The sequence below is a fragment of the Massilia cellulosiltytica genome (assembly GCF_047325105.1).
Lineage (GTDB): Bacteria > Pseudomonadota > Gammaproteobacteria > Burkholderiales > Burkholderiaceae_D > Telluria > Telluria orientalis.
In genome coordinates this window covers 4,860,155-4,884,679 of record NZ_CP168562.1, presented here as the reverse complement: position 1 = coordinate 4,884,679, position 24,525 = coordinate 4,860,155, and the positions used below count along the sequence as shown (strand labels likewise).

The 24,525-nt window shown below is 66.4% G+C and carries 23 protein-coding genes, 1 other RNA gene and 1 riboswitch; of the genes, 16 read left to right on the top strand and 8 right to left on the bottom strand.

Going from position 1 to position 24,525, the window contains the following annotated elements; all coding sequences use genetic code 11:
- Window positions 1-20 precede the first annotated feature (20 nt).
- From tolA to ACEN9H_RS21300, 5 genes are all read right to left on the bottom strand, one after another.
- Complete coding sequence (gene tolA, locus ACEN9H_RS21320) at window positions 21-989, bottom strand: cell envelope integrity protein TolA (RefSeq protein WP_413671984.1); 969 nt, start codon at window positions 987-989, stop codon at window positions 21-23.
- Window positions 990-999: 10 nt separating this feature from the next.
- On the bottom strand, window positions 1,000-1,428 hold the full coding sequence (locus ACEN9H_RS21315) for a biopolymer transporter ExbD (protein ID WP_371772070.1): 429 nt from the start codon (window positions 1,426-1,428) through the stop codon (window positions 1,000-1,002).
- Window positions 1,429-1,449: 21 nt separating this feature from the next.
- A complete protein-coding gene (tolQ, locus tag ACEN9H_RS21310; protein WP_036237603.1) occupies window positions 1,450-2,133 on the bottom strand; it encodes a protein TolQ in 684 nt (227 codons plus the stop codon).
- Window positions 2,134-2,160: 27 nt separating this feature from the next.
- Window positions 2,161-2,565 carry a tol-pal system-associated acyl-CoA thioesterase gene (ybgC, locus tag ACEN9H_RS21305; protein ID WP_413671983.1) on the bottom strand — a complete coding sequence of 135 codons (405 nt, stop codon included), beginning with the start codon at window positions 2,563-2,565 and terminating at the stop codon, window positions 2,161-2,163.
- Window positions 2,566-2,782: 217 nt separating this feature from the next.
- Entirely contained in the window at window positions 2,783-3,532 is a 750-nt protein-coding gene (locus tag ACEN9H_RS21300) for an SDR family NAD(P)-dependent oxidoreductase (protein ID WP_413671982.1), read from the bottom strand.
- 142 nt (window positions 3,533-3,674) lie between these two features.
- Window positions 3,675-3,808, top strand: a riboswitch (ZMP/ZTP riboswitch).
- Window positions 3,809-3,909: 101 nt separating this feature from the next.
- On the opposite strand from ACEN9H_RS21300, the gene glyA reads away from it, so the two are divergent.
- From glyA to ACEN9H_RS21250, 10 genes are all read left to right on the top strand, one after another.
- Window positions 3,910-5,157 carry a serine hydroxymethyltransferase gene (gene glyA, locus ACEN9H_RS21295; RefSeq protein WP_056127306.1) on the top strand — a complete coding sequence of 416 codons (1,248 nt, stop codon included), beginning with the start codon at window positions 3,910-3,912 and terminating at the stop codon, window positions 5,155-5,157.
- Window positions 5,158-5,199: 42 nt separating this feature from the next.
- Window positions 5,200-5,658 (top strand): transcriptional regulator NrdR, encoded by a 459-nt coding sequence (gene nrdR / locus ACEN9H_RS21290; protein WP_056127307.1) that lies wholly within the window; start codon window positions 5,200-5,202, stop codon window positions 5,656-5,658.
- Window positions 5,659-5,773: 115 nt separating this feature from the next.
- Window positions 5,774-6,331: a type IV pilus modification protein PilV gene (pilV, locus tag ACEN9H_RS21285; protein ID WP_413671981.1), complete on the top strand. Its 558-nt coding sequence runs from the start codon at window positions 5,774-5,776 to the stop codon at window positions 6,329-6,331.
- The gene (locus ACEN9H_RS21280) at window positions 6,328-7,227 is read left to right on the top strand and encodes a PilW family protein (RefSeq protein ID WP_413671980.1); all 900 of its coding nucleotides are present in this window, start codon (window positions 6,328-6,330) and stop codon (window positions 7,225-7,227) included. Before pilV ends, ACEN9H_RS21280 begins: the two co-directional genes overlap by 4 nt.
- Window positions 7,224-7,973, top strand: a complete 750-nt coding sequence (locus ACEN9H_RS21275) for a PilX N-terminal domain-containing pilus assembly protein (RefSeq protein WP_413671979.1) — start codon at window positions 7,224-7,226, stop codon at window positions 7,971-7,973. The genes ACEN9H_RS21280 and ACEN9H_RS21275 overlap by 4 nt, the downstream gene beginning before the upstream one ends.
- Complete coding sequence (locus ACEN9H_RS21270; protein ID WP_413675616.1) at window positions 7,882-8,406, top strand: type IV pilin protein; 525 nt, start codon at window positions 7,882-7,884, stop codon at window positions 8,404-8,406. The genes ACEN9H_RS21275 and ACEN9H_RS21270 overlap by 92 nt, the downstream gene beginning before the upstream one ends.
- Window positions 8,394-8,981 carry a GspH/FimT family pseudopilin gene (locus ACEN9H_RS21265; protein WP_413671978.1) on the top strand — a complete coding sequence of 196 codons (588 nt, stop codon included), beginning with the start codon at window positions 8,394-8,396 and terminating at the stop codon, window positions 8,979-8,981. The genes ACEN9H_RS21270 and ACEN9H_RS21265 overlap by 13 nt, the downstream gene beginning before the upstream one ends.
- Before the next feature lie 115 nt (window positions 8,982-9,096).
- Window positions 9,097-10,215, top strand: coding sequence for a bifunctional diaminohydroxyphosphoribosylaminopyrimidine deaminase/5-amino-6-(5-phosphoribosylamino)uracil reductase RibD (gene ribD / locus ACEN9H_RS21260; RefSeq protein WP_413671977.1), 1,119 nt, complete (start codon window positions 9,097-9,099; stop codon window positions 10,213-10,215).
- Window positions 10,216-10,246: 31 nt separating this feature from the next.
- On the top strand, window positions 10,247-10,876 hold the full coding sequence (locus ACEN9H_RS21255) for a riboflavin synthase (protein WP_056127327.1): 630 nt from the start codon (window positions 10,247-10,249) through the stop codon (window positions 10,874-10,876).
- A gap of 92 nt (window positions 10,877-10,968) precedes the next feature.
- On the top strand, window positions 10,969-12,939 hold the full coding sequence (locus ACEN9H_RS21250) for a prolyl oligopeptidase family serine peptidase (protein ID WP_413671976.1): 1,971 nt from the start codon (window positions 10,969-10,971) through the stop codon (window positions 12,937-12,939).
- Here the strand turns inward: ACEN9H_RS21250 and ACEN9H_RS21245 are convergent, their stop codons facing one another.
- Window positions 12,940-15,816, bottom strand: a complete 2,877-nt coding sequence (locus tag ACEN9H_RS21245) for a M16 family metallopeptidase (RefSeq protein WP_413671975.1) — start codon at window positions 15,814-15,816, stop codon at window positions 12,940-12,942.
- A gap of 249 nt (window positions 15,817-16,065) precedes the next feature.
- Between ACEN9H_RS21245 and ribBA the strand changes: the two genes are divergently transcribed.
- The 3 genes from ribBA to nusB are packed head-to-tail and all read left to right on the top strand — an operon-like array spanning window position 16,066 to window position 18,193.
- The gene (gene ribBA / locus ACEN9H_RS21240) at window positions 16,066-17,181 is read left to right on the top strand and encodes a bifunctional 3,4-dihydroxy-2-butanone-4-phosphate synthase/GTP cyclohydrolase II (RefSeq protein ID WP_413671974.1); all 1,116 of its coding nucleotides are present in this window, start codon (window positions 16,066-16,068) and stop codon (window positions 17,179-17,181) included.
- A gap of 48 nt (window positions 17,182-17,229) precedes the next feature.
- Window positions 17,230-17,709: a 6,7-dimethyl-8-ribityllumazine synthase gene (ribH, locus tag ACEN9H_RS21235; protein WP_056127338.1), complete on the top strand. Its 480-nt coding sequence runs from the start codon at window positions 17,230-17,232 to the stop codon at window positions 17,707-17,709.
- A 13-nt stretch (window positions 17,710-17,722) separates the two neighbouring features.
- Window positions 17,723-18,193: a transcription antitermination factor NusB gene (nusB, locus tag ACEN9H_RS21230; RefSeq protein ID WP_056127339.1), complete on the top strand. Its 471-nt coding sequence runs from the start codon at window positions 17,723-17,725 to the stop codon at window positions 18,191-18,193.
- Window positions 18,194-18,467: 274 nt separating this feature from the next.
- On the opposite strand, the gene ACEN9H_RS21225 is transcribed toward nusB, so the two are convergent.
- Window positions 18,468-19,241 (bottom strand): transglycosylase SLT domain-containing protein, encoded by a 774-nt coding sequence (locus tag ACEN9H_RS21225; protein ID WP_413671973.1) that lies wholly within the window; start codon window positions 19,239-19,241, stop codon window positions 18,468-18,470.
- 620 nt (window positions 19,242-19,861) lie between these two features.
- Here ACEN9H_RS21225 and ubiD point away from each other — a divergent pair.
- Window positions 19,862-21,361 carry a 4-hydroxy-3-polyprenylbenzoate decarboxylase gene (gene ubiD, locus ACEN9H_RS21220; RefSeq protein WP_413671972.1) on the top strand — a complete coding sequence of 500 codons (1,500 nt, stop codon included), beginning with the start codon at window positions 19,862-19,864 and terminating at the stop codon, window positions 21,359-21,361.
- A 93-nt stretch (window positions 21,362-21,454) separates the two neighbouring features.
- Window positions 21,455-21,553, top strand: an RNA gene (gene ffs / locus ACEN9H_RS21215) — signal recognition particle sRNA small type.
- An 8-nt stretch (window positions 21,554-21,561) separates the two neighbouring features.
- Here the strand turns inward: ffs and ACEN9H_RS21210 are convergent.
- Window positions 21,562-22,227 (bottom strand): hypothetical protein, encoded by a 666-nt coding sequence (locus ACEN9H_RS21210; RefSeq protein WP_413671971.1) that lies wholly within the window; start codon window positions 22,225-22,227, stop codon window positions 21,562-21,564.
- Between the two features lie 101 nt (window positions 22,228-22,328).
- Here ACEN9H_RS21210 and ACEN9H_RS21205 point away from each other — a divergent pair, with 101 nt between their 5' ends.
- On the top strand, window positions 22,329-24,476 hold the full coding sequence (locus ACEN9H_RS21205) for a DNA polymerase III subunit gamma/tau (RefSeq protein ID WP_413671970.1): 2,148 nt from the start codon (window positions 22,329-22,331) through the stop codon (window positions 24,474-24,476).
- Window positions 24,477-24,525: the final 49 nt, after the last annotated feature.

Here is a 24,525-nt window from a genome sequence, read left to right as displayed (position 1 = left end):
TGGTTAAGGTCGGAACGCGATCACTGCAGGTCCTTCATATGGAACTCGATCACGAGGGAACGCTCTACCGTACCATCTTTCTTCTTGGGCAGTGGGGACGATTTGGTGATGCCTTTTTCGACCGCATCGTCGAATGACGGCACACCGCTGCTCTTGATCTTCCTGACCGAAATGATCTCGCCGGTCGGCAACTGCTCGACGCGGAACGTCGCCGTCGGATTGCCCGGTTCGTCGAGGCTGCCCGCGTACGACGTATTGCCCTTCACCTTGGCCGTGATGGCCGCGGTATAGCCCTTGTCGATGCGCGGCGCCGTCGATTTCTCGGCCGTGCCGGTGCTGGTCGGATTGCCGGCCGCGCCCGTGATGCGGCGCATTTCCTCGGCGCGGGCGGCTTCCAGTTTCTTCTGTTCGGCGGCGGCCTTTTTCTTCTTCTCGGCTTCCTCTTTCTTTTTCTTTTCCGCTTCGTCTTTTTTCTTCTGCTCGGCTTCTTTCTTTTCAGCGTCGGCCTTGGCTTTCTTCTCTTCGAGTTCGCGTTCCTTCTTCTCGGCCAGCGCCTTCGCTTTCTTTTCCTCGGCGCGCTGTTCTTCGCGTTCGCGTTCGCGCTCTTCCTCGAGCTGCTTGCGCTTCAATTCTTCCTTGCGTTTCTTTTCGCGCTCGAGGGCGATGTCCGGCGCCTTCGGCTGCGGTTTTTCGACGACGGGCGGCGGCTCCACGGCTTTCGGCGCGGGTTGCGGCGGCGGGGTCTCGGGTTCGGGTTCCGGCTCGGGCGCCGGGGCGGGCGGCGGCGCGGCGGTCTGCGTCGTCACGTCCCAGATTTCCGCCTCGACGGCGACGGGCGCATTGTTCTGCCAGCTCACGCCGATCCACAGGAACGCCAGCAACATGGCGTGCACGCCCACCGCCAGGCCGATGGCCGGCCAGCGGTTCGGTTCAGGCGGCACGCTGTAAGGCGCGCCGTTGCCGATGTTGGTCTGCTTCGTTGCTGACATCAGTTCGTCTTCACTTCGTGGCCAGGCCGACGCGGGTGATACCCATCTTCTTGGCTTCCGAAATCAGCTGGATGACGTCATCGTATTTGCTGTCGCGGTCGCCAGCTATCAAGACCGGGTAATCCGGATGCTCGGCGTGCAGGTCGCGCAGGCGCGTGACGAGCGTCGAACGGCTCGATACGTCTTCCAGCGGCTGCGGATTCTTGCCCGTGATGCCGATCTGCAGCTGGGCATTCTCCTTGATCGCGACCTGGATGTAGTCGTCCGGCGGCTGCGTCGAGCGCTCGGCGCTGGGCAGCTTGATCTCGCTGGGGTTCTGCGTCGGCGGCACCGCCATGAAGATGATGAGCAGCACCAGCATCACGTCGATGTACGGCACGACGTTGATCTCGGACTTGAGCTTGCGACGGCTGCCCCGCAGGCTGCTGTTGAAGGCCATGTCGGTTCCTCGTGACGGCGATCAGCGCGACTGGCGCTGCAGGATGTTCGAGAATTCCTCGACGAAGCTTTCGAAGCGGATCGCGAGGCGGTCGATGTCGTGGGTGAAGCGGTTGTACGCGACCACGGCCGGAATGGCCGCGAACAGGCCGATGGCGGTCGCGATCAGCGCTTCGGCGATGCCCGGTGCAACCGTGGCCAGCGTGGCCTGCTGCACGTTCGCGAGGCCGCGGAACGCGTTCATGATGCCCCACACGGTACCGAGCAGGCCGATGTACGGCGAGACCGAACCGACCGACGCCAGGAAGTTCAGGTGCGTGTCCATCTGGTCCAGTTCGCGATGGAACGCGGCGCGCATCGCACGGCGGGCGCCGTCCAGCACCGCGCCCATGTCGAGCGCGTCGCGCGACGCCTGCTTGCCCTTGATGAACTCGCCCATGCCCGCTTCGAAGATGCGGGCCAGCGGACCGCTCTGGTCGCGCTGGCTGCTGGCGCTCTGGTGCAGGGTGTGCAGGTTGCCGCCGGCCCAGAAGCTGCGCTCGAACTGTTCCGTCTGGCGGCGTGCCGCGCGGATCGCGAACAGCTTGCGGAAAATATACGTCCAGCTCATCAGGGAAATCGCGAACAGCAGGGCCATCAGTAACTGCACCAGCACGTGGGCATGGCGGATCAGTTCAATGAATGAGAGGTCTTGGACTGCGTTCATTGGATATATATTTGGTCAAATGGATGATCAGGCGGCACGCATTTTAGCAGCGGCAAGGTCGGGGAGGGAACGTGGACGCATCGTGACGGCATCGATGCAGCCGACCCGGACATCGGCGCTGGCAAGCAGCGTATCGCCGCGCCAGGCTTGCTGGTCGAACTCGACGGACGCGCGGCCGAGCTTTTCCACGTTCAGGGTCAGTTTCACTTCATCGTCCAGGCGCGCGGACGCGACGTAGTCGACGCTGGCATTGCGCACGACGAACAGCGCGCCGTCCTCGTCGCGCAGGGTGTGCTGATCGATGCCGAGCGAACGCAGCCATTCGGTGCGCGCACGTTCGAAGAACTTCAGGTAATTGGCGTAGTACACGATGCCGCCGGCGTCCGTATCCTCGTAATAGACGCGAACTGTCCAGGTGAAAACTGAAGGCATTTCAGCTGCCATAAATGAAAATGGGAAACATTTTACGCCATTTATACCCGTTATACGTGCGCCAGGGTACATATACTTGGGTATGAGTGGCCGGCGTGAGAATGTGAGAGGCTCATGCCAAGCCAGCAACTGTAGCACTTTTTCATTTTGGCCGGCGCCGCTGTTACAAAGCGAAAACAATTCGTTCGCCGGTCGGCCGATTTTTGTGCTTGACGCCTCAGCCCAGGTTGCGCTTGATGTTGAGCGGACCGTAGCCCTGGCAGGTCGGCATCATCTCGATCTGGTTGATGTTGACGTGCGGCGGCAGGGACGCGATCCAGTAGGCGGTCTCGGCGATGTCTTCGGCCGTCAGCGGCTGCGTGCCTTCGTAGACCTTGGCCGCGGCCGCGTCGTCGCGCAGGCGCACGTTCGAGAACTCGGTGCCGCCGCACAGGCCCGGCGCGATGTTCGTCGCGCGCACGCCGGTGCCGGCGAGGTCGGCGCGCAGGTTCAGCGTGAACTGCTCGACGAATGCCTTGGTGGCGCCGTACACGTTCCCGCCCGGATACGGGGTGCGGCCGGCCACGGAGCCGATGTTGATGACCAGGCCATTGCCGCGCTCGACCATCGCGGGCAGCAGGGCGTGCGTCATCGTGACGAGGCCCTTGATGTTCGTGGCGATCATCGTTTCCCAGTCTTCCAGCGGCACCTCGTACGCCGGCTTCGTGTTCAGGGCCAGGCCGGCATTGTTGATCAGGACGTCGATCTGGCGCCAGGATTGCGGCAGCATCGACAGCGCTTCCTCGATCGAATTCTTGTCGGTGACGTCCATCGCGATCGGCAGGGCGGATTCGCCCAGTTCCCGGGCCAACGCATCCAGACGGTCCTTGCGACGCGCCGCCAGCACCACCTGGTGGCCGTTCTTGACGAAAGTGCGCGCCATGGCGGCGCCGAAGCCGGCCGATGCGCCGGTGATGAAAACGATCATTTTGGTTTTTGCCTGGCAGGTTGTAACCGTGAGATTGTAGCTGAAATGACCACGCGGGGCAGCGCCCGAGGCCGGGTTGACAGGTCGGCATCGGTTTCCTTGCCTGGCAGCCGCACAATCCCGTACAATCCGAGGTTCCATTTACATCTCACGTGACTGGCGAAAACCGTGCGCTGCCGTCCGATCAGGAGCGATCGGCCTGCCGGCGCGTGGCGAAGGTGGGCACCCACCGGGGAACGTGAGATTCCAAACTTGCCGTTCGCCTGGGCAGCCACCGACTGGTACGCGTTGGTATCGCGGCTGCCCCGCATGTGTTTCGGCTCCCGCCTGTTCAGCGCTGACCGTTGCCTGGTTCTCTTATCGATTGGAGTTTTTTCATGTTTGCAAAAGATCACACGCTCGCCAAGGTTGACCCGGAACTGTTTGATGCCATCCAGAAGGAAAACAAGCGCCAGCAGGACCACATCGAGCTGATCGCATCCGAGAACTACACGTCGCCGGCCGTGATGCAGGCCCAGGGCTCGCAACTGACCAACAAGTACGCCGAAGGCTATCCGGGCAAGCGCTACTACGGCGGCTGCGAATACGTCGACGTCGCCGAGCAGCTGGCGATCGACCGCGTGAAGGAACTGTTCGGCGCCGAAGCCGCGAACGTCCAGCCGAACTCGGGTTCGCAGGCGAACCAGGGCGTGTTCTTCGCGATGCTGAAGCCGGGCGACACCATCATGGGCATGTCGCTGGCCGAAGGCGGCCACCTGACCCACGGCATGGCGCTGAACATGTCGGGCAAGTGGTTCAACGTCATCTCCTACGGCCTGACCGAGCAGGAAGACATCGACTACGAGCAGATGGAACGCCTGGCGCGCGAGCACAAGCCGAAGCTGATCATCGCCGGCGCCTCCGCCTTCGCCCTGCGCATCGACTTCGAGCGCTTCGCCCGCGTGGCGAAGGAAGTCGGCGCCTACTTCATGGTCGACATGGCCCACTACGCCGGCCTGATCGCCGCAGGCGAATACCCGAACCCGGTCCCGCACGCCGACTTCGTCACGTCGACGACGCACAAGTCGCTGCGCGGCCCGCGCGGCGGCATCATCCTGATGAAGGCCGAGCACGAGAAGGCCATCAACTCCGCGATCTTCCCGGGCATCCAGGGTGGTCCGCTGATGCACGTGATCGCCGGTAAAGCGGTCGCCTTCAAGGAAGCGCTGTCGCCGGAATTCAAGGCCTACCAGCAGCAGGTCGTCAAGAACGCCAAGGCACTGGCCGAGACGCTGATCTCGCGCGGCCTACGCATCGTTTCGGGCCGTACCGAGTCGCACGTGATGCTCGTCGACCTGCGTGCGAAAGGCCTGACCGGCAAGGAAGCGGAAGCTATCCTGGGCCAGGCGCACATGACCTGCAACAAGAACGGCATCCCGAACGACCCGCAGAAACCGTTCGTGACGTCGGGCATCCGCCTGGGCAGCCCGGCCTTCACGACCCGCGGCTTCAAGGAAGAAGACGCCGTCAAGGTCGGCCACCTGATCGCCGACGTGCTGGACAACCCGCACGACGCCGCGACCATCGAGCGCGTCAAGGCGGAAGTCAAGCAACTGACCGACAAGTACCCGGTCTACGAAGCGTAAAGCGATAGGGAGGGCGCCCTTGCGGCGCCCTCTACGAGCCCCATGAAATGTCCGTTCTGTCAGCATGAAGACACCCAGGTCCTCGATACCCGCGTATCCGAGGAAGGTGACGCCATCCGCCGCCGGCGCCGCTGCGTCGCGTGCGACAAGCGGTTCACCACGTACGAACGGATCGAGCTCTCGATGCCGTTCATCGTCAAGAAGAACGGCAGCCGTACCGAATACGAATCCTCCAAGCTGCGCGGCAGCCTGATGCTCGCGCTGCGCAAGCGTCCCGTGGCGGCCGAAGCCATCGACCGCGCCGTCGCCTCCATCGAAGAAAAACTTCTTACCAGCGGGCGGCGCGAGGTCGACACGGGCCACGTGGGCGAACTGGTGATGCAGGAACTCAAGCGTCTCGACAAGATCGCCTACATCCGCTTCGCCTCCGTCTACAAGAACTTCGAAGACCTGGCCGAGTTCCAGGAAGCCATCGCCGAAGTGGGCCAGCCGCGCAAATAAGCGCGTCATTTTTCACCGCATTTAGTTCCCTCCTCACGGTTGAGTCGCCACACGGCTTGCCGGAGCTCGACTGTTACCTTTTCAGCTCTGTTCAACGCAACGCTGGAGGTCGTCGATGCGGTCGCTGTCGGGTTCGCCACTGAGCGTGCGCACGGGCTTTACACTGGTCGAAGTGCTCGTCGCCTTGTTCGTCGTCGCGCTCGGCATCGCCGGCGCGGCCGCGCTGCAGACGCTGGCCGTGCGCTCTGCGCGCGACGCGGCCCGCCTGTCCGACGGCACCCGCCTGGCACGCTCGCTGGCCGAGCGCATGCGCGCCAATCCCGGTGCGCTGGTGCAGTCCGACAACCCCTATCTCCACCTCGATTATGACGCCAGCGCCGGTGGTGCGCCGACCGCACCGGCGCTGTGCTATGCGGACACGGACTGCGACGGGGACGACCTGGCGCGCTTCGACGTGTTCGAAGTGGCCGAGGCCGTGGCGGCCGGTTTCCCCGGGGGACGCATCCGCGTGTGCCGCGACGCGGGCGGGCCCGATGCCGCCGGCGCACTGCCCTGGACCTGCGACGGGAAAGACGGCGCGCCCGTCGTCGTCAAGCTCGGCTGGCGCGCGCAAGGCGACAGCGAGACCGGTGCCCCAAAGCTGATGATGCCGCTGGCGGGAGCGGCGCCATGAACGCATGGATCCATCAGCGTGGCCTGACGCTGGTCGAGCTGATGGTGGCGCTGACGATCGGCCTCGGCATCGTGCTGATGGCCGGACGCCTGCTCGTGCTCGCGAACGGCGCATACGCGGCCCAGGCCGAGTCGGGCGGCGTGGAGGACGGCGGACGCTTCGCCATCGACCTCATCGGCCGCGCCATACGCCAGGCCGGCGCCGCCGATCCCGACATGCTGGCCGACCCTGCCGCGGACAATGCCCCGGCACGCCTCGCGGGACTGGATGCGCGCACCTTGTCCCGTGCCACGGCCGCCGTCGACGATCCGCTGCCGGCCGCCGTCAACGGCAGCGACGTGCTGGCCGTCCGCTTTCCCGGCGACGCCAGTGCCGTCGATTGCGCCGGCTTCCCGGTCGCGGCGGGCGAGGAGGGCTGGAGCATCTTCTACGTGGCGCGCAACGGTGAAGGCGAGGCCGAGCTGCACTGCAAATACCGCGGCGCCGCGCACTGGAGCGCGGACGCGGTGGTCGGCGGCGTGGACGGCTTCCAGGTGCTGTACGGCGTCGATACGGACGACCCGCCGGACGGCACGCCCAACCTCTATGTGAACGCGACGGGGATCGACGCGCTCGATGCCGGCTTCGCCGCCCTGCCTCCGGCGGAGTTCAACCGGCGGACGCACTGGAAACGCGTCGTCGGCGTACGCGTGGGCCTGCTGCTGCACGGCAGCCGTCCCACGCGTGGCGAACCGGGCAGCGCGCGCTACGACCTGCTGGGTGCCGGATATGCGTCCGCGGCGGGCTTTGACGACCCCGGCAGCTCGCTCGACGAAGCCCGTATGACGCCGGACCTGCGCCGGCGCGAGCGGCGGCTGTTCACGTTCACGGCCGCGGTGCCGGCGCCGCCATCATGAGGACGTTCGCACGCGAACGCGGACTGGCCCTCGTCTGCGCGCTGACCTTGATGCTGGCGACGATGGTGATCGGCGTGGCTGTCGCGCGCGGGGCGTTCGTCCTGCTGGCGTCCGCGCGCAACGAGCGCGACCGCGACGTGGCGCAGGCGGCGGCCGAGGCGGCCCTGCGCGACGCCGAGCACGACGTCGCGGGCGCGGCGGGCGTGCCGGCGGAGCGCAGCGCGCACTTCGGTCCGGCGGGCGGCGCCGCGTTCGCGGAGGACTGCGGCCGCGGTGCGGACGACGTCGGGCTGTGCCGCGAGCGGTCGCCGCCCGCGTGGCAGGCGCTCGACCTGGCGGACGCTGGCAACCGGGCGCTCGTGCCCTATGGCCGGTTCACGGGCGCCGTGCTGGCGGTGGGCCGTGGGGGCTTGACCGCGCGGCTGCCGGCCTACGTCATCGAAAGGATCGCGCCGGCGGGGGCGGTGGCGCAACAGGGCAGCTTTTATCGCGTCACGGCCATCGGCTTCGGGATGCGGACGTCGACGCGGGTCGTATTGCAGTCGCTGGTCCGGCTGCCGCCGCCGGCGGGCGGCGCCGGAGGCGATCGCGGACATGGAAACGACGATGATGAAGGACATGACAATGGCAACGAGGACGCACGCGGCAACGGCGATCGGCCGCCGGAACGCCGGCTTCCGGCCGGCCGTATCGGCTGGCGCGAGATCGCGAACTGGGACGAGCTGCACGCCCGTACCCGGCCATGACGCGGGATTCACGCTCGTCGAATTGATGATCGTCCTGACCATCGTCTGCATCCTCGGTGCGCTCGCGTACCCGTCCTACGCCGGCTACACCGTGCGCGTCAGGCGCGTCGAGGGCCAGGTGGCGCTGATCGACGCCATGCAGCGCCAGGAGCGCTACCGCCTCCAGCATCAGACGTATGTCGAGTTCTCGGCGAGCGAGCCCGGCGCGGACGGCTTCGCGTGGTGGTCGGGCTCCAGCGCGTCCGCCAGCGCCTACGAGCTCGACGCGCATGCCTGTCCCGGCCGCGAGATCGGGGACTGCGTCGAGATCCGCGCCCGTCCCGGCACGGCCCGCGTCGACATGCGCTTCCGCGATCCCGATTGCGGCGCGCTGACGCTCGACAGTACCGGGCACCAAGGCGCGGAACACCCGGAGGCGCGATGTTGGCCGTGACATCCATTCCCAGGCGCGCCCGGCGGACGGCCGGGGTGACGCTGCCCGAACTGTGCATCGTCCTCGCCGTGTCCGCCATCGTGCTGGCCATCGCCGTGCCCGACCTGCGCGACCTCGTGCGGACGCAGCAGCTGAAGGCCGCCACCGGCGACCTGTTCGCGGCCATCGACCTCGCGCGGGCGCAGGCGCTCGCGCGCGGGCGGCACGTCAAGGTGGTGCCGCGCGATCCGCTCGGGGCCGACTGGCGCCAGGGCTGGCAAGTGCTCGGTGACCCCGACCGAGACCGCGACGTCGGCGGCCAGCCGGGGAAGGGCGAGCTGATCGCGGAACACGGGCCGCTGGCGCCGGGCATTGCCGTCGACTTCGCTTTCACGAATGTCGCACGGCCGTACTATATCGCCTACAATGGCGCGGGACGCAGTTGCGCCGACGGTAACAGCGCGGCGGCGCGCTGGGGAACGGTGTCGCTGTTTCATGGCGGGCACATCCGCCGTATTAAAATCAACATGCTGGGCCGGGCGCGCGTGTGCGATCCGGCGCGCGATGCGGGTTGCGACGGCGCACCGGCGCCATGACAATTAGGCGGCGGTGAACCGTCAAGCGGCGAGACGCCGCCAGCGTGAACCTTCAAGCGGCGGGACGCCGCCAGTGCGAACCTGGCAACACAACGTAGCGAGACCGGAAACGAGAGTGCAGATACAGAGCGATACCGACGGCATGGCGCTGGCCCTGGAATGGGCGGCGAAGGGCATGTACATCACCGCGCCCAACCCGCGCATCGGCTGCGTGATCGTGCGCGACGGCACCGTCATCGGCGCGGGCCACACGCAGGCCGCGGGCCAGGCCCATGCCGAGATCCAGGCGCTGCGTGATGCCCAGGCGCGCGGCAACGACGTGCGCGGCGCCACCGCCTACGTGACGCTGGAGCCGTGCAGCCATTACGGCCGCACGCCGCCGTGCTCGAACGCGCTGATCCAGGCGGGCCTCGGCCGCGTCGTGGCGGCGATGGTCGATCCGAATCCGCTCGTCGCCGGGCGCGGCCTCGCGCAGCTGGAAGCGGCCGGGATCGAGGTCAGCGCGGGCCTGCTGGCCGAACCGGCCCATGAATTGAACATCGGCTTTTTCACGCGCATGCGCCACGGGCGGCCGTGGGTGCGCCTGAAGACGGCGGCCAGCCTGGACGGCGTCACGGCGCTGGACAACGGCGAGAGCCAGTGGATCACGAGCCCCCAGGCGCGCGCGGACGGCCACGCGTGGCGCGCGCGCGCGAGCGCGATCCTGACCGGCATCGGCACGATCAAGGTCGACAACCCGCAGCTGACGGTGCGCGGCATCGATACGCCGCTGCAGCCGCGCCGCGTGATCGTCGACAGCCGCCTCGACATCGACCTCGACGCATGCATCCTGCAGGGCGAGCCGTGCTGGATCGTGGCCGCCGTGCCGGACGCGGACAAGGAAGCGGCGCTGCAGGCGCTGGGACACGAGATCCTCATGTTGCCGAATGCGTCCGGCAAGGTCGACCTGCCCGCGCTGATGCGCGAGCTGGGGCGGCGCGAGATCAACGAGCTGCACGTCGAGGCCGGTTCCAAGCTGAACGCCTCGCTCGTGCGCGAGGGCTGCGTGGACGAGCTGCTCGTCTACCTCGCGCCCAGCCTCGTCGGCCCGGGGCAGGGGATGTTCGCGCTGCCGCCGCTCGCGCACCTCGCCGACAAGCTGCCGCTGCATTTCCACGGCGTGGCCCAGGTCGGGCCGGACCTGCGCATCCTGGCGCGTTTCAAGCGGGACGAGGATCCGAAGCGCCACGCGTAATACCGATACTGTCAAAACAAAGGAAGAGATCATGTTCACCGGAATCGTCGCTGCCGTCGGCAGCATCAAATCGGTTACCCCGCTCGCGGACGGCGCGGATGCCGGCGTGCGCCTGGACATCGACGCGGGCGGCCTGCCGCTGGCCGACGTCGCGCTGGGCGACTCGATCGCCATCAACGGCGCCTGCATGACCGTCGTCGAGAAGACGGACAGCGCGTTCGCCGTCGACGTCTCGCGCGAGAGCCTCAATCGCACCGTGGGCCTCGACCAGCCGGGCGAAGTGAACCTGGAAAAGGCGTTGACCCTGGCCGAGCGCCTGGGCGGCCACCTCGTCTCGGGCCACGTCGACGGCCTCGGCGACGTGCACAGCTTCGAGCAGGTGGGCGAGTCGTGGAAGCTCGTCGTCGACGCGCCCCGCGACCTGGGCAAGTACCTGGCCTATAAAGGTTCCGTCGTCGTGAACGGCGTGTCGCTGACCGTCAACAGCGTCGAGGACATCGACGCCGCCGGCAGCCAGTGCTGCCGCTTCTCGATCAACCTGATCCCGCACACGATCGCCGTTACGACGCTGAAGCACCTGCGCGCCGGCAAGAAGGTCAATCTCGAAATCGATCTCATCGCACGCTACGTGGAGCGCATGCTCAGCGCCGCCAAGGCCTGAGCGAATGGCGTAGACTGCCTGCTGGCCTTCGTGCCAGCGTAGCCGGCCTGTCCGTCTTTACGTTGGCACCGCAACGATAACAAGGACGACACATGACCCGGGACCTTTCCCTCGATGGCAAGACCGTCGCGCGCGGCGCGGCATTGACCGTGCTGCTGGCGGCGGCCGCGTTGGCACATGCCGATCCTGCCGGCATGCGCACCTACCGAACGCTCGCGATGACGGCAAGCGGCGAGCGCATCGCGGCGGTGGAAGCAGTGGAGGGTGAACCGAAGACGGGGCCGCGCATCGTCGTGCGCGATACGGCCACCGGAAGGATCGCGTCGACGTGGCAGAAATCCGATTGCGCGCCATGCCGCCTGGAGTCCCTCGCGTGGTCGCCGGACCAGAAGACATTGGCCGCCATCGTCGCCGATCCGAGGGCCGGCACCGCCAGCGTCGTGCTGGTGCGCGACGGCCGCGTGACGCCGCTGGCCACGATCGGAGGCGTCGCCGGCACGGTGCGCTGGTCGCCGGACGGCCGCCAGGTCGCCTTCCTCGCGACGGTCGGCGCGAAGAAGCTCACGGGTGCCGTCGAGGCGGGGGCGCGCCAGGTCGGCGAGATCGGCCTCGCGCAGGAAGAGGACGAGCAGCGCATCGCGATCGTGCCCGCGGCAGGCGGCGACTACCGCCTCGTGTCGCCAGGCGATACCTTTATCTACGAATATGACTGGACGCCGGACGGCAAGGGCTTCGTCGTCACGAGCGCGCGGGGCAATGGCGACAACAACTGGTGGATCGCAACGCTCGGTCACGTCGACGCGGCGAGCGGCCGCCTGCGCATCATCGCGGCGCCGAAGATGCAGATGAACATGCCCCACGTGTCGCCGGACGGGCGCACGGTCGCGTTCATCGGCGGCCTGATGAGCGACTTCGGCTCCGTCGGCGGCGACGTGTACACGGTGCCGCTGGAAGGCGGGGAACCGGTCGACGTCACGCCGGATTACAAAGGCACGTTCAACGGCATCACGTGGCGCGGCAAGGAGTTGCTCGCGTCCGTGCTGGCCGGCAGCGACGCCGGCATCGCCGCGATCGATCCCGGGGCGCGCAGCGCGCGCATGCTGTGGCAGGCGCCCGTGGGCGTCTCGGCGGGACGCGACGGGCGGGTCGTGTTCAGCGCGGACGGCCGCGTGGCCGCGTCGGTGACGGAAGACTTCGAGCACGCGCCGCGCATCGTTGCCGGACGCCTGCCGGAACTGGTGCCCATCACCCGCGACAACGACGGGTTCCTGCCGCAGGTTTCCGCGCGCAGCATCAGCTGGGCTAACGACGGGTTCAACGTGCAGGGCTGGCTGCTGGGCCCGCGCAGCGTCGAGGCGGGCCGCACCTACCCGATGATCGTGCAGGTGCATGGCGGCCCGGCGGCGGCCGCGTCGCCGCGCTACGTGGCGGCCGGCGACAACGGCAACCCGCTCGCGCGCGACCTCGTGAAGGAAGGGTATTTCGTCTTCATGCCGAACCCGCGCGGCAGCTATGGCCAGGGCGCGGCGTTTACGCGCGCGAACCGGCGCGACTTCGGCGGCGGCGACTGGCGCGACATCCTGGCCGGCGTCGACGCGGTCATCGCGCGCGCGCCCATCGACGGCAACCGCCTCGGGCTGATGGGGCATTCCTACGGCGGCTTCATGACGATGTGGGGCGTCACGCACAGCCAGCGCTTCAAGGCCGCGGTGGCCGGCGCCGGCATCGCCAACTGGATCAGCTACTACGGCCAGAACGGCATCGACCAGTGGATGGTGCCGTACTTCGGCGCGACGATGTACGACGATCCCGCCGTCTACCGCGCCGCGTCGCCGATCGAATCGATCAAGGCGGCGCGCACGCCGACCTTCATCTACGTGGGCGAGCGCGACGTCGAGTGCCCGCCGGCGCAATCGTTCGAGTTCTGGCACGGCCTGAAGGCGATGGGCGTGCCGACCACCTTGCTCGTGGTTGACGGCGAGGGACACGCGTTCCGCAAGCCGGAGAACCAGCGCGACCTGCGGGCGCGCGAGATCGCGTGGTTCAACAAGTACTTGAAGTAATCAGGATTCGCCGGGTTTCTTCCCGGTGTCATTTCGCGCCTGGGCCGCGGCGGCCTTGGCCTCCGGATTCAGCACCACCTGCACGTAGTTCTCCTTGTTCAGGTAGCGCTGCGCCGCCCGCTTGACGTCGTCCACGGTGAGGTTCTGGATGTCCTTGTCGAACGTGAGGATGGTGCCCGGATCGGTGCCTTCCGTCAGCGACGTCTGCAGGGCGGCCAGCCAGTACGCGTTTTCCTGCAGCGACTTGCGGTAGGTCTGCAGCCAGTTCGTCTTGACCTTGTCCAGGTCTTCCTGCGTCGGACCATCCTTGCGCATGTGATCGATCTCCGCGAACGTTGCCTCCAGCACCTTGTCGACGTTGTCCGGGCCCGTCGGCAACTGGACGCCGATCGTATAGTGGCTGTACGGGATGCGCGTCATCGAGGCTTCCATGCCGCCGCCATAGATCAGGCCCAGCTTTTCGCGCAGGATGTCGATGATGCGGATGTTCATCACTTCCGCCAGCGCGGACAGGCGCAGTTCTTCCAGTTCCGTCACCTCGCCCGGGCCCGTGAACGTCAGCGACACGTTGCTGCGGTCTTCCGAGCCGCTCTTGATTTCGCGCTTGACGACGCCCGTCACGGGACGGATGCCGAGGTCGCGGAAGGCGGTCGGGATGTCCGGCGTGGGCAGGCTGCCGAGGTAGGTCGCGATCAGCGGCTTGATGGCGGCCACGTCGAAACTGCCCACGAAGATGAACGTCAGGTCCTTGGCGCTGGAAAAGCGCTGGCGGTAGATGGCGATCGCGCGGTCGAGGTCGATCTTGCCGATGTCCTCGGGACGCAGGGCGCGCGGGGCACGCGGATTATTGTTGTACAAGGTGGCCAGCACGGTGTCGCCGAACAGGGCGCCCGGCTGCGACAGGCGGTTGCGCGCCAGTTCCATCTGCTTGCCGATGAACGATTTGTACAGGTCTTCGTCGCGGCGTACGCCGGCGAACTTCAGCCACACCATCTGCAGCATCGTCTCGACGTCGGTGGCGCCCGCCGTGCCCGCGACGACGTCGGTGTTGTTGCCCAGGCCCGCGCTCACGGAGGCGGCCTTGCCGGCCAGGATCTTGCGCATGTCCAGCGGCGAGAAATCCTTCAGGCCCATCGCGGCGACGATCGTGTCGGCGTAGCGGGCGTTGAACATGTCCTTGTCGTCGAACAGGCTCTGGCCGCCGAACCGCGCGGCGCTCATCAGGACCTGGTCGTTGCGGAACGTCGTCGGCTTGAGGATCACCTTGACGCCGTTCGACAGCGTCAGCCGCGTGAGGCCGAGGCTCCCATCGCGGCTTTCCTCGACGATCTTGCCGGGCGCGGGCGGCTGGTCCATCAGGTGCGCGGCGACGGCCTTTTCGTCGTGCGCCTTCACGTCGCGCTTCTCCGCGTCCGTGACGGCCGCCAGCAATTGCGCGCCGGTGGGAATCGGGGCGTCGCCTTCCGTCTTGGTCGACCCCGTGTAGATCACGAGCTTGCCGGAGTCGGCCGGGATGGTCCTGGCGGCGTAGGCATTGATCTCCGCGAGCGTGATCCCGGGTGCCAGTTCCTTCACGTAGCGGTACTCCGCATCGATGCCGGGAATCGATTCGCCTTCGAGGAAGTTACGCATCAATTCGGCGGCGTGGACGGCGGAATCCGTCTTGTCGCGCTCATTCCAGGCGCGCTCGTAGGTGCGCATCATCGTCTTCTTCATGCGATCGAGTTCGCTCGCCGTGAAGCCGAAGCGGCGGGCGCGCTCGTTTTCCTGCACGAGCGCATCGATGGCGACGGTGGCGCCGTTCATGCCCAGCGCGGCCATCGCGTTGTACGAGCGGTAGCGCGGCGTCAGGCGCGACAGGGCGCTGCTCGCACCGATGAACGGCGGGGAGGGCAGCGCCGACAATTCCTGCAAGCGCTGGTTCAGCATGCCCGCGAACAGCGCTTCGACCAGTTGCTCGCGGTAGCCGCGCAGGGTGGCGCGCTCATGGAACGGTTGCAGCGGGTAGCGGATCAGGATCGATGCCGGGCCCGCTTCCTTGTCGGTGACGACGAGCGCCTCGTTGTCCGTGCGTGCCGGGATCTTCGCGTAGTCGCGCGGACGCGCGTGAGCGGGATTCTTCAGGCCGCCGAAATGACGGCGGATCAATTTCTCGGCCTGGGCGGGATCGATGTCGCCCACGGCGACGACCGCCATCAGGTCGGGGCGATACCAGTCCTTGTAGAAGCGGCGCAGCGTGTCCGGCTTGAACGTGCGGATGACGTCTTCCTGGCCGATCGGCAGGCGGTCGGCATAGCGCGAGCCGTTGTAGATCTTCGGCATCAGCACTTTCTGCATGCGGTCGCCGGCGCCCTTGCCGAGGCGGGCTTCCTCGAGCACGATGTCGCGTTCCTTGTCGATGTCGGCGTCCGTCAGCGTGAGGCCGTGGGCCCAGTCTTCCAGTACGAGGAAGGCCTTGTCGAGGTCGTCCTTGCGGTCGGACGGCACGGGCAGGATGTAGACGGTTTCGTCGAACGAGGTGTAGGCGTTCAGGTCGGCGCCGAACTTTACGCCGATCGACTGCAGGTACGAGACGAGCTCGTGCTTCTTGAAATGGCGCGAGCCGTTGAAGGCCATGTGCTCGGTGAAGTGGGCCAGGCCCTGCTGGTCCTCGTCCTCGAGGATCGAGCCGGCCCTGACGACGAGGCGCAGTTCCAGCTTGTGCTCGGGCATGCGGTTGCGCTGGATGTAGTAGGTCAGGCCATTGTCGAGCTTGCCGACCTTGACCTGGGCCCCGATCGGCAGCGGATCGTCGAGCTTGAGGGACGCGCCCGGCGCCACGCCCTGCACGAGCAGGGCGGCGACGAGAAAAGTGATGCGGGCGATACGGATGAGCATGCGACGACGTCCTCGGCACGGAAAAAAATCATTCTACCTTGCCCGGCTTAGGCCACACTTGTAAATGAGCATGATGTAATGCAGGCCGAACAATGCGGGTCGTTGTCATTATGCAACGAAACAATGCCGCGACAGTGGTAGCGGGACTCTAGAGTGCGCGGCCCCCGACGGGGATACGGCCGAGGACTGGCAAATCCTTTAAAATAGCGGATTTCCGCACCAGCCGGTCCGTACTCTCGAGGAATCCACATGCCCATCTCCACCACCCAGGAAATCGTTGACGAACTGCGCGCCGGGCGCATGGTCATTTTGGTCGACGAGGAAGACCGCGAGAACGAGGGCGACCTGGTGCTCGCCGCCGAACACGTCACGCCGGAGGCGATCAATTTCATGATCCGCCATGCGCGCGGCCTCGTCTGCCTGACCCTGTCCGAGGAGATTTGCGACCGCCTCGAACTGCCGATGATGACGACCCGCAACGGCACGTCGTTCGGCACCAACTTCACCGTCTCGATCGAGGCGGCGGAAGGTGTCACGACGGGCATCTCCGCGGCGGACCGCGCCCGCACCATCCAGGTGGCGGTGGCGAAGGATGCCAAGCCGGAAGACCTCGTCCAGCCGGGCCACATCTTCCCGCTGCGTGCCGTCAAGGGCGGCGTGCTGATGCGCGCCGGCCATACGGAGGCGGGCTGCGACCTCACGGAAATGGCGGGCCTGACCCCGGCGTCCGTCATCTGCGAGATCATCAAGGAAGACGGCACGATGGCACGCCTGCCGGACCTGCTGGAATTCGCGCAGGAGCACAACCTCAAGATCGGCACCATCGCCGACCTGATCCATTACCGCAGCCAGAACGAGACCCTCGTCGAGCGCGTGGCGGAGCGTTCGCTGGCCACCGTGCACGGCGAGTTCAAGCTGGTGGCCTTCCGCGACAAGCCGAGCGGCTCGGCGCACCTGGCGCTCGTCCACGGCGACCCGCAGGAAGACCGCGAGACGCTCGTGCGCGTGCACCAGCCGGTGTCGATCCTCGACCTGCTGGACAGCGCCTCGACGTCGCACTCGTGGAATCTCGCCGCCGCGATGGAGGCCGTGAAGCGGGCGGAGGCGGGCGTCATCGTCCTGCTCGACTGCGCCGAAACGGCCGACGAATTGTTCGCCCAGTTCCAGGACAAGCCGACGCGCGCGGTCGGCCGCGCGGCCAACCTGGACCTGCGCACCTACGGTATCGGCGCGCAGATCCTGCGCCAGCTCGGCGTGCGCAAGATGAAGCTGCTGGCCAACCCGCGCAAGATGCCGTCGATGGCCGGTTTCGACCTCGAAGTCACCGGCTACCTGGCCAAGCCCGGATGCGACGTCTCGGCATAACGCGGTACCATTGAACTATTAATCAACGAAAGAACAAGAGGCATAGCCATGACGGTAGGAACTTTTGAAAGCAATCTGGCAGGTGAAGGCCTGCGCATCGGTATCGTGCAGGCACGTTTCAATGCCGATGTCGGCCATGGCCTGCTGTCGGCCTGCCTGGCAGAACTGAAGCACCTGGGCGTGGCCGACGAGGACATCCTGCACGTGACCGTCCCGGGCGCGCTGGAAATCCCGCTGGCCCTGCAAAAGATGGCCGAGACGCAGCAATTCGACTCGCTGATCGCGCTGGGCGCCGTCATCCGCGGTGAAACCTACCATTTCGAGCTCGTGTCGAACGAGTCGGGCGCCGGCATCACCCGCATCGGCCTGGATTACGGCATGCCGATCGCCAACGCCGTGCTGACGACGGAAAACGACGAGCAGGCGGAAGCCCGCATGGCCGAGAAGGGCACCGATGCGGCACGCGTTGCGGTCGAGATGGCCAACCTGCTGCTGGGCCTCGAAGAACTGCAGGCCGAAGAAGAGTAAATCGAGTACAACCATGACTGACAAGACATCGCACGCCAATCCCAACAAGAACCGCACGCCGCGTCACCGCGCGCGCGAGTTCGCACTGCAGGGGCTGTATCAATGGCTGCTGAACAATGAACCGGCCTCCACGGTCGTCACCAACATCCGCACCGCGCACGGCTTCGACAAGGCCGACGGCGAATACTTCACGGAGCTGCTGAACGGCGCGATCGCCCAGTCGGTCGAGCTGCGCGAAGTGATCGCGCCGACCGTCGACCGCCCGATCGCGGAAGTGTCGCCGATCGAGCACGCCGTGCTGCTGCTCGGTGCGTACGAGCTGAAGAACCAGATCGAGATCCCGTACCGCGTCGTGATCAACGAAGCCGTGGAACTGGCCAAGTCGTTCGGCGGTATCGACGGCCACAAGTACGTGAACGGCGTGCTCGACCGCCTGGCCGGCAAGCTGCGTCCGGACGAGGTGAACGCGGACGCACGACGCTGATTCGTTGCCCCCGCTACATATATATAGTGAGAAAGCCGCCCTGGGAAACCAGGGCGGCTTTTTTTATGTGGCTGCGCCGGAACGGCGTTTCGCGCAGGCGGGACCCAAGGCGAAGTGAGCGGCATTCGAATCGGTTGCTCACTCGGCAGGTCGAACAAACTGGGCCCCTGTCGCCGCAGGGGCGACGGGGGAGCGGTACAGGTAAAAAATGAAAGCCACCGCAGCTTGCGCCGACGGTGGCTTTCGACCAGGAAAGGAGTGTAAGGGTGTGGACTCAGAGTCCGGCGACGGTCTCGCCGGTCTGGGTGCTGCCGTGGGCCGTATCGGCCGCCGCGGTGTCCGGCTTGGCCGGCGCGCTGGCCGCTTTCTGGGCCAAGGTCGTGCTCGGGGCCGCAGCCGGTGCCGGCGGGAAGTAGATCGGGACGTTCTTGCCGCTCGCGACCTGTTTCAGGCGCTTGTATTCGGTCAGGACCTTGGAGCCGTAGCCGGAGTCGTCGTCGGCCGCCGCGGCGCCGACGTAGCTCTTGAGGGCGCCTTCGACGGAGCCCGTGCGCTTCACGTAATCCTTCAGGATCAGGGCGCCGACACGGATGTTGGCGACCGGATTCAGGGCAGCCTGCGAGCCGCCGACTTCCTCGAACTTGTCGCTGTGGACCTTGGACATCACCTGCATCAGGCCCTGCGCGCCCATCGGGCTTTCCGCGAACGGATTCAGGCCCGATTCGATGGCCATCACGGCCAGGATCAGCAGGGGATCCAGCTTGATCTCGTGCGCCGTGCTGTACGCGGTCGTGACGAGCATGTTGGCAGCGTCGCCGGCCACGCGGTAGCGGCGCGACAGCCAGTCCGTCACATACTTCTGCTGACGGGTGGGGCGGTTCGCCGCCTTGTCGTCGTTCGCGATCTCGACGGCGTCCGCGCCGCGCGCTGCGACGAGCTGGACCGCGGGATTGGCGGTGGCAACCTGCGCCGGCATGGCGTGTTGCGGGCTCAGGAAATCCGACACCCGTTTTGCAAAATCGGGGCGGCTGTACAGCAGGGCAATCATTGCTACTGCGGAAAGACCGAAAACGGTCAAGGTATGTTGTGCGGTGGTCAAAACACCGCGTGCCGCTTTGATCACGGAAGACCACGTGACTGGCTGGCTGGCCATCTGTTGGACGAGCCTTGCGCTCGTGCCGATGAAGCGATGGATCATCGTCTCTCCTTTGTCGCGGAAAAAGCCATCCCGTCACCGCGCTGGAAGCGCAGCGTTCGAACGAACTCATGCCGTGCATCAGAAAACCGTCCGTCGCCGCCTGTAGCGGTCGAGGAACGCCGTCATTGCTTGCTTCAGCTGGGCCGCGCTGCAGTGGAGGCGCCCAGTAGCTAACAACTGTCTCGGGGTTGGTTGGGCAGACGCCCAGTGAAAACACTCCTAAAATGTCGCTGGGGCCCCGACCCCGTGAAAGAATGAGACCGGCTAGAATCACGTCTTGGACGGGCCTGCCTCACTTGATACGGCGGATTGTAGAAGCTCGTTTATATCAAGTCAATACTAGCACTCAAGCGTTCTATTACTTTTAGATCTAAAGAACGTACAGGCGCTCATCAATTCTTTGGCAAATCAACCACTTGCCGGCGATTGTTAGCACACCTCAAAAGATGTAAAAAAGAATTAAAAATTCAATGAACTATTCTGATCTGCGGGATTTTATTGCTAAGTTGCAAGAAAAAGGTGACTTCAAGTGCGTATCCGCGCCTATTTCACCGAATCTTGAAATGACGGAGGTGTGCGACCGGACGTTGCGTGCCGGCGGGCCGGCGCTGCTGTTCGAGAACCCGGTCGACGCGGCCGGCAAGCGCTATCCGATCCCCGTGCTGGCCAACCTGTTCGGCACGCCGCAGCGGGTGGCGCTGGGCATGGGCGCGGACGACGTCGGCGAGCTGCGCAAGATCGGCCACGTGCTGGCGCGTCTGAAGGAGCCCGAGCCGCCCAAGGGTTTTCGGGACATCATGGACCTGGGTTCGCTCGTCAAGGCCGTGTGGGACATGGCGCCGAAGGAAGTGAAGGGCGCGCCGTGCCAGGAAATCGTCTGGGAAGGCGCCGACGTCGACCTGTCCCGCCTGCCGATCCAGCATTGCTGGCCGGGCGACGTCGCGCCCCTGATTACCTGGGGCCTCGTGATCACGAAAGGGCCGAACAAGAAGCGCCAGAACCTGGGCATCTACCGCCAGCAGGTGCTGGGGCCGAACAAGGTCATCATGCGCTGGCTCGCGCACCGCGGCGGCGCGCTCGACTTCCGCGAACACTGCATCGCCAATCCGGGCAAGCCGTATCCTGTGGCGGTGGCGCTGGGCGCCGACCCGGCCACGATCCTGGGCGCGGTGACGCCCGTGCCGGACACGCTGTCCGAATACCAGTTCGCCGGCCTGCTGCGCGGCCAGCGCACCGTCCTGACGAAGGCGATCGGCAGCGAGCTGCGCGTGCCGGCGTCGGCCGAGATCGTGCTGGAAGGTCATATCTATCCGGACGAGAACCACCCGTCCGGTTTCGAGCACGCCCTCGAAGGGCCGTATGGCGACCACACCGGCTATTACAACGAGCAGGACTGGTTCCCGGTGTTCACGATCGACCGCATCACGATGCGCCGCGACCCGATCTATCACTCGACCTACACGGGCAAACCGCCCGACGAGCCGGCCGTGCTGGGCGTCGCGCTGAACGAAGTGTTCGTTCCGCTGCTGCAAAAACAGTTCACCGAGATCACGGATTTTTACCTGCCGCCGGAAGGCTGCAGCTACCGCATGGCCGTCGTGCAGATGAAGAAGCAGTACGCCGGCCACGCCAAGCGCGTGATGTTCGGCGTGTGGAGCTTCCTGCGCCAGTTCATGTATACGAAGTTCATCGTCGTCGTGGACGAAGACGTCGACGTGCGCGACTGGAAGGAAGTGATCTGGGCCATCACGACCCGTGTGGACCCGACCCGCGACACCGTCATGGTCGACAATACGCCGATCGACTACCTCGACTTCGCGTCGCCGATCAGCGGCCTGGGCAGCAAGATGGGTATCGATGCCACTAATAAATGGCCGGGCGAAACGAACCGGGAGTGGGGCACACCCATCGTCATGACGCCGGAAGTCAAGGCGCGCGTGGATGGGATCTGGCAGCAGCTGGGGCTGTGACGTCCGCTTGATGCGGGGCACTCTATATAGGTATGCGCGGCGCATCCCGGCGGTGGTTTGCCGGTATGCCCGTAACCGGTTATAATGCGAGCTGGCGGGCCCCTGCGCATTGTGGCATGGTTTACCTGGTCAGGTCGGGAACGAAGCAGCCAAAGCCGTTCACCGCAAGTGCCGCAGATCAGGCTCGCCTACTACCTTCCTTATTCATCGATCTCTGCTTCCAGCGGGCGCATCGATACCTCCACCAGCGGGTTTTCCTTCAGCATGTCGTCGTCGAGCTTGAGCCTGACATGGTGCCTGGCGTCGCTGGCATAGCGCTTGTCGCCGCCGGCGGCCTTGATGGTCAGCTGGGCCGGCTTGTCGAACTTGAAGATCACCGATTTCAGCGTGGGGACGAACAGGCTCAGCGCGCCGGCCACCTTGCCGATCGCGGCATTGGTTTGGGGAATGGCACCCATCACGCTCGCGTAGCGCCACTGCGTCGTCTCGGGCAGCACGGCGCCCAGGTCGAAACCCATGCGCATCTTTTCGCCCTTGGGCAGGCTCGTCCAGATCTGCGCGTCGTGCGCCATCCACTGCGGGTTCAGAACCATCCGTGCGCGGCCGCCGGCATCGAGCGGCAAGGGCGTCCGGCTGGCACCATCCACGACGACGAGGCCCGCATCCAACGGCGAGAGCGTCTTGTTTACCGGCACCAGCTTGGCGTACAGGATGACCTTGTCGCGTTCGGCCGGGGGCAGGGCGTCGAACTTGTCGAGCTTGATAACGTCGACCAGCTTGCGGTACGGGAGCCATTCGCGTTCGGCGGCATGGACTTGTACGGCGAGCAGCAGCGAAGCGAAGGCCAGCGGGATGCGCAGTGACATGTTCGTATTTTCCGAATTGAAATAACGAGACGAGTGTAGGGGAATTCCCGACGAGCGTCTAATGTTGCCGCGCCTCGCCCGGTCTACGGTAAAATCGCGGTATGTCCTATCAAGTCCTCGCCCGCAAATACCGTCCCCGGAACTTTGAAACGCTGGTTGGCCAGGAGCACGTCGTCCGTGCGCTGACCCATGCCTTGCGTACCGGACGGCTGCACCACGCCTATCTGTTCACCGGCACGCGCGGGGTGGGCAAGACCACGCTGTCGCGCATCCTGGCCAAGTCGCTCAACTGCGTCGGGCCGGACGGCAACGGGTCGATCACGGCCGAACCGTGCGGCCAGTGCGAACCGTGCCGCGCGATCGACGCCGGCCGCTTCGTCGACTACGTCGAGATGGACGCCGCGTCGAACCGCGGCGTCGACGAGATGGCCCAGCTGCTGGAACAGGCGGTCTACGCGCCGAGCAATGCACGCTTCAAGGTCTATATGATCGACGAGGTGCACATGCTCACGAACCACGCCTTCAACGCGATGCTGAAGACGCTGGAAGAACCGCCCGAGCACGTGAAATTCATCCTCGCGACGACGGACCCGCAAAAGATTCCGGTGACCGTGTTGTCGCGCTGCCTGCAGTTCAACCTGAAGCAGATGCCGCCCGGCCACATCGTGGGCCACCTGGAAAACATCCTCGGCCAGGAAGGCGTGACGTTCGAACAGCCCGCGCTGCGCCTGCTCGCGCAGGGCGCGCACGGGTCGATGCGCGACGCGCTGTCGCTGACCGACCAGGCCATCGCCTATGCGGCCGGCGCCGTCACGCTCGACGCCGTGCAGGGCATGCTGGGCGCGCTCGACCAGTCCTACCTGGTCCGCCTGCTCGATGCGCTCGCGAACCAGGATGGCGCCGACCTGATGGCCGTTGCCGACGAGATGGCCAGCCGCAGCCTGTCGTACAACGGCGCGCTGCAGGACCTGGGCACCCTGCTGCACCGGATCGCGCTGGCGCAGACCGTGCCGGCCGCACTGCCGGACGACCTGCCGGAACTGGCCGACATCCAGCGTCTGGCCACGCAATTCGATCCGCAGGAAGTGCAGCTGTATTACCAGATCGCCGTGATCGGCCGCAACGAGATCGGCCTCGCGCCGGACGAGTACGCGGGCTTCACGATGACCTTGCTGCGCATGCTGGCGTTCCGCCCCGGACAGGGGGGCGCCGAGCAGGCCGCATCGCCCGCGCCGGCCGCGCTGGCGCGCACGATGCCGCAGGCGGCACCGGCGCGTCCCGCTGCCGCCACCGCTGCGCCGGCCGCCGCGGCGCGTCCGGCCGGCCCGGCGGCTTCCGCGGCACCCGCTTCTGCACCGGCTTCCGCGCCATCCGCACAGGGTGCCGGCCGCGCCATGACGTCGGCCCGTGCAGCCCTCGATGCCGCGCTGGAAGCGGCGCGCGCCGGTTCCCGCATGGGTGGCGTGCCACGCCGTCCGGCACCGGCCGCGGATCCGGCGCCCGCTGCCGCGCCTCCTGCCGCGCCGTCGGCGCCCGCCCCGGGCGCGCCCGCGCACGCGGCCGCGCCGGCACCGTGGGACCAGGGCGCGCCGAACGGCGCCGCCGCGGCTGCCGCGCGGACGCAGCCCCAGGCCGCCGCCCAGCCGCAGCCGGCGATGATGCGCCAGGCCGCCCAGGGGCAAGCCGACGAGCAGGCCGTCGCCGACGACGAGCCGCCGGCCTGGGTCACCGAATTTTCCGACGACAGCGCCGTGGCCATGGACGCCCCGGCAGTCCAGGCGCCGCCCACCCCGGCCCGCGTCGCGGCACCGTCCGCGCCGCCGTACGCCTACGTCATCACGCCCGTGCCGGCCATCGACTGGGACGGCAACTGGCCCGCGCTGGCCGCCTCGCTGCCGCTGCGCGGCGTGGCGCAGCAGCTCGCCTTCCAGACCGAGCTGGTCGAGTGCGTGGCCGATGGCGCCGCCGCGATGTTCCGCCTGCGCGTCCCCGTCGACACGCTGCGCGCCAGCGGCAACAGCGAAAAACTGTGCGCGGCGCTGCAGGAACGCTTCCCGGCCGTGCGCGTGAACGTCGAGACCGAGATCGCGCCGACCTGGTACACGGCCAGCGCCGAAGCCAAGGCGCGGCGCGAGCGGCTGCAGCGCGAGGCCGAGGCCACCGTCGATGCCGATCCGTTCGTGCAGGACATGGTGAGCACGTTCGATGCGTTCGTCGTGCCCGGTTCCGTGCGGCCGATCGCGTCCTGAGCCGGGCTCGTGCCCGCGCCGGTATAAACTGTATAAACGATTTACCCGT

Bases quoted from the DNA above. Each gene is read 5' to 3' on its own strand.
- ACEN9H_RS21300 (WP_413671982.1), bottom strand. From the start codon at position 3,532: ATGATCGTTTTCATCACCGGCGCATCGGCCGGCTTCGGCGCCGCCATG.
- ACEN9H_RS21275 (WP_413671979.1), top strand. From the start codon at position 7,224: ATGAGGACGTTCGCACGCGAACGCGGACTGGCCCTCGTCTGCGCGCTG.
- ACEN9H_RS21265 (WP_413671978.1), top strand. From the start codon at position 8,394: ATGTTGGCCGTGACATCCATTCCCAGGCGCGCCCGGCGGACGGCCGGG.
- ACEN9H_RS21205 (WP_413671970.1), top strand. From the start codon at position 22,329: ATGTCCTATCAAGTCCTCGCCCGCAAATACCGTCCCCGGAACTTTGAA.
- ACEN9H_RS21280 (WP_413671980.1), top strand. From the start codon at position 6,328: ATGAACGCATGGATCCATCAGCGTGGCCTGACGCTGGTCGAGCTGATG.
- tolA (WP_413671984.1), bottom strand. From the start codon at position 989: ATGTCAGCAACGAAGCAGACCAACATCGGCAACGGCGCGCCTTACAGC.
- ACEN9H_RS21210 (WP_413671971.1), bottom strand. From the start codon at position 22,227: ATGTCACTGCGCATCCCGCTGGCCTTCGCTTCGCTGCTGCTCGCCGTA.
- nrdR (WP_056127307.1), top strand. From the start codon at position 5,200: ATGAAATGTCCGTTCTGTCAGCATGAAGACACCCAGGTCCTCGATACC.
- pilV (WP_413671981.1), top strand. From the start codon at position 5,774: ATGCGGTCGCTGTCGGGTTCGCCACTGAGCGTGCGCACGGGCTTTACA.
- tolQ (WP_036237603.1), bottom strand. From the start codon at position 2,133: ATGAACGCAGTCCAAGACCTCTCATTCATTGAACTGATCCGCCATGCC.
- glyA (WP_056127306.1), top strand. From the start codon at position 3,910: ATGTTTGCAAAAGATCACACGCTCGCCAAGGTTGACCCGGAACTGTTT.
- ACEN9H_RS21245 (WP_413671975.1), bottom strand. From the start codon at position 15,816: ATGCTCATCCGTATCGCCCGCATCACTTTTCTCGTCGCCGCCCTGCTC.
- ACEN9H_RS21225 (WP_413671973.1), bottom strand. From the start codon at position 19,241: ATGATTGCCCTGCTGTACAGCCGCCCCGATTTTGCAAAACGGGTGTCG.
- ribH (WP_056127338.1), top strand. From the start codon at position 17,230: ATGACGGTAGGAACTTTTGAAAGCAATCTGGCAGGTGAAGGCCTGCGC.
- ACEN9H_RS21250 (WP_413671976.1), top strand. From the start codon at position 10,969: ATGACCCGGGACCTTTCCCTCGATGGCAAGACCGTCGCGCGCGGCGCG.
- ACEN9H_RS21315 (WP_371772070.1), bottom strand. From the start codon at position 1,428: ATGGCCTTCAACAGCAGCCTGCGGGGCAGCCGTCGCAAGCTCAAGTCC.
- nusB (WP_056127339.1), top strand. From the start codon at position 17,723: ATGACTGACAAGACATCGCACGCCAATCCCAACAAGAACCGCACGCCG.
- ubiD (WP_413671972.1), top strand. From the start codon at position 19,862: ATGAACTATTCTGATCTGCGGGATTTTATTGCTAAGTTGCAAGAAAAA.
- ACEN9H_RS21255 (WP_056127327.1), top strand. From the start codon at position 10,247: ATGTTCACCGGAATCGTCGCTGCCGTCGGCAGCATCAAATCGGTTACC.
- ribBA (WP_413671974.1), top strand. From the start codon at position 16,066: ATGCCCATCTCCACCACCCAGGAAATCGTTGACGAACTGCGCGCCGGG.
- ybgC (WP_413671983.1), bottom strand. From the start codon at position 2,565: ATGCCTTCAGTTTTCACCTGGACAGTTCGCGTCTATTACGAGGATACG.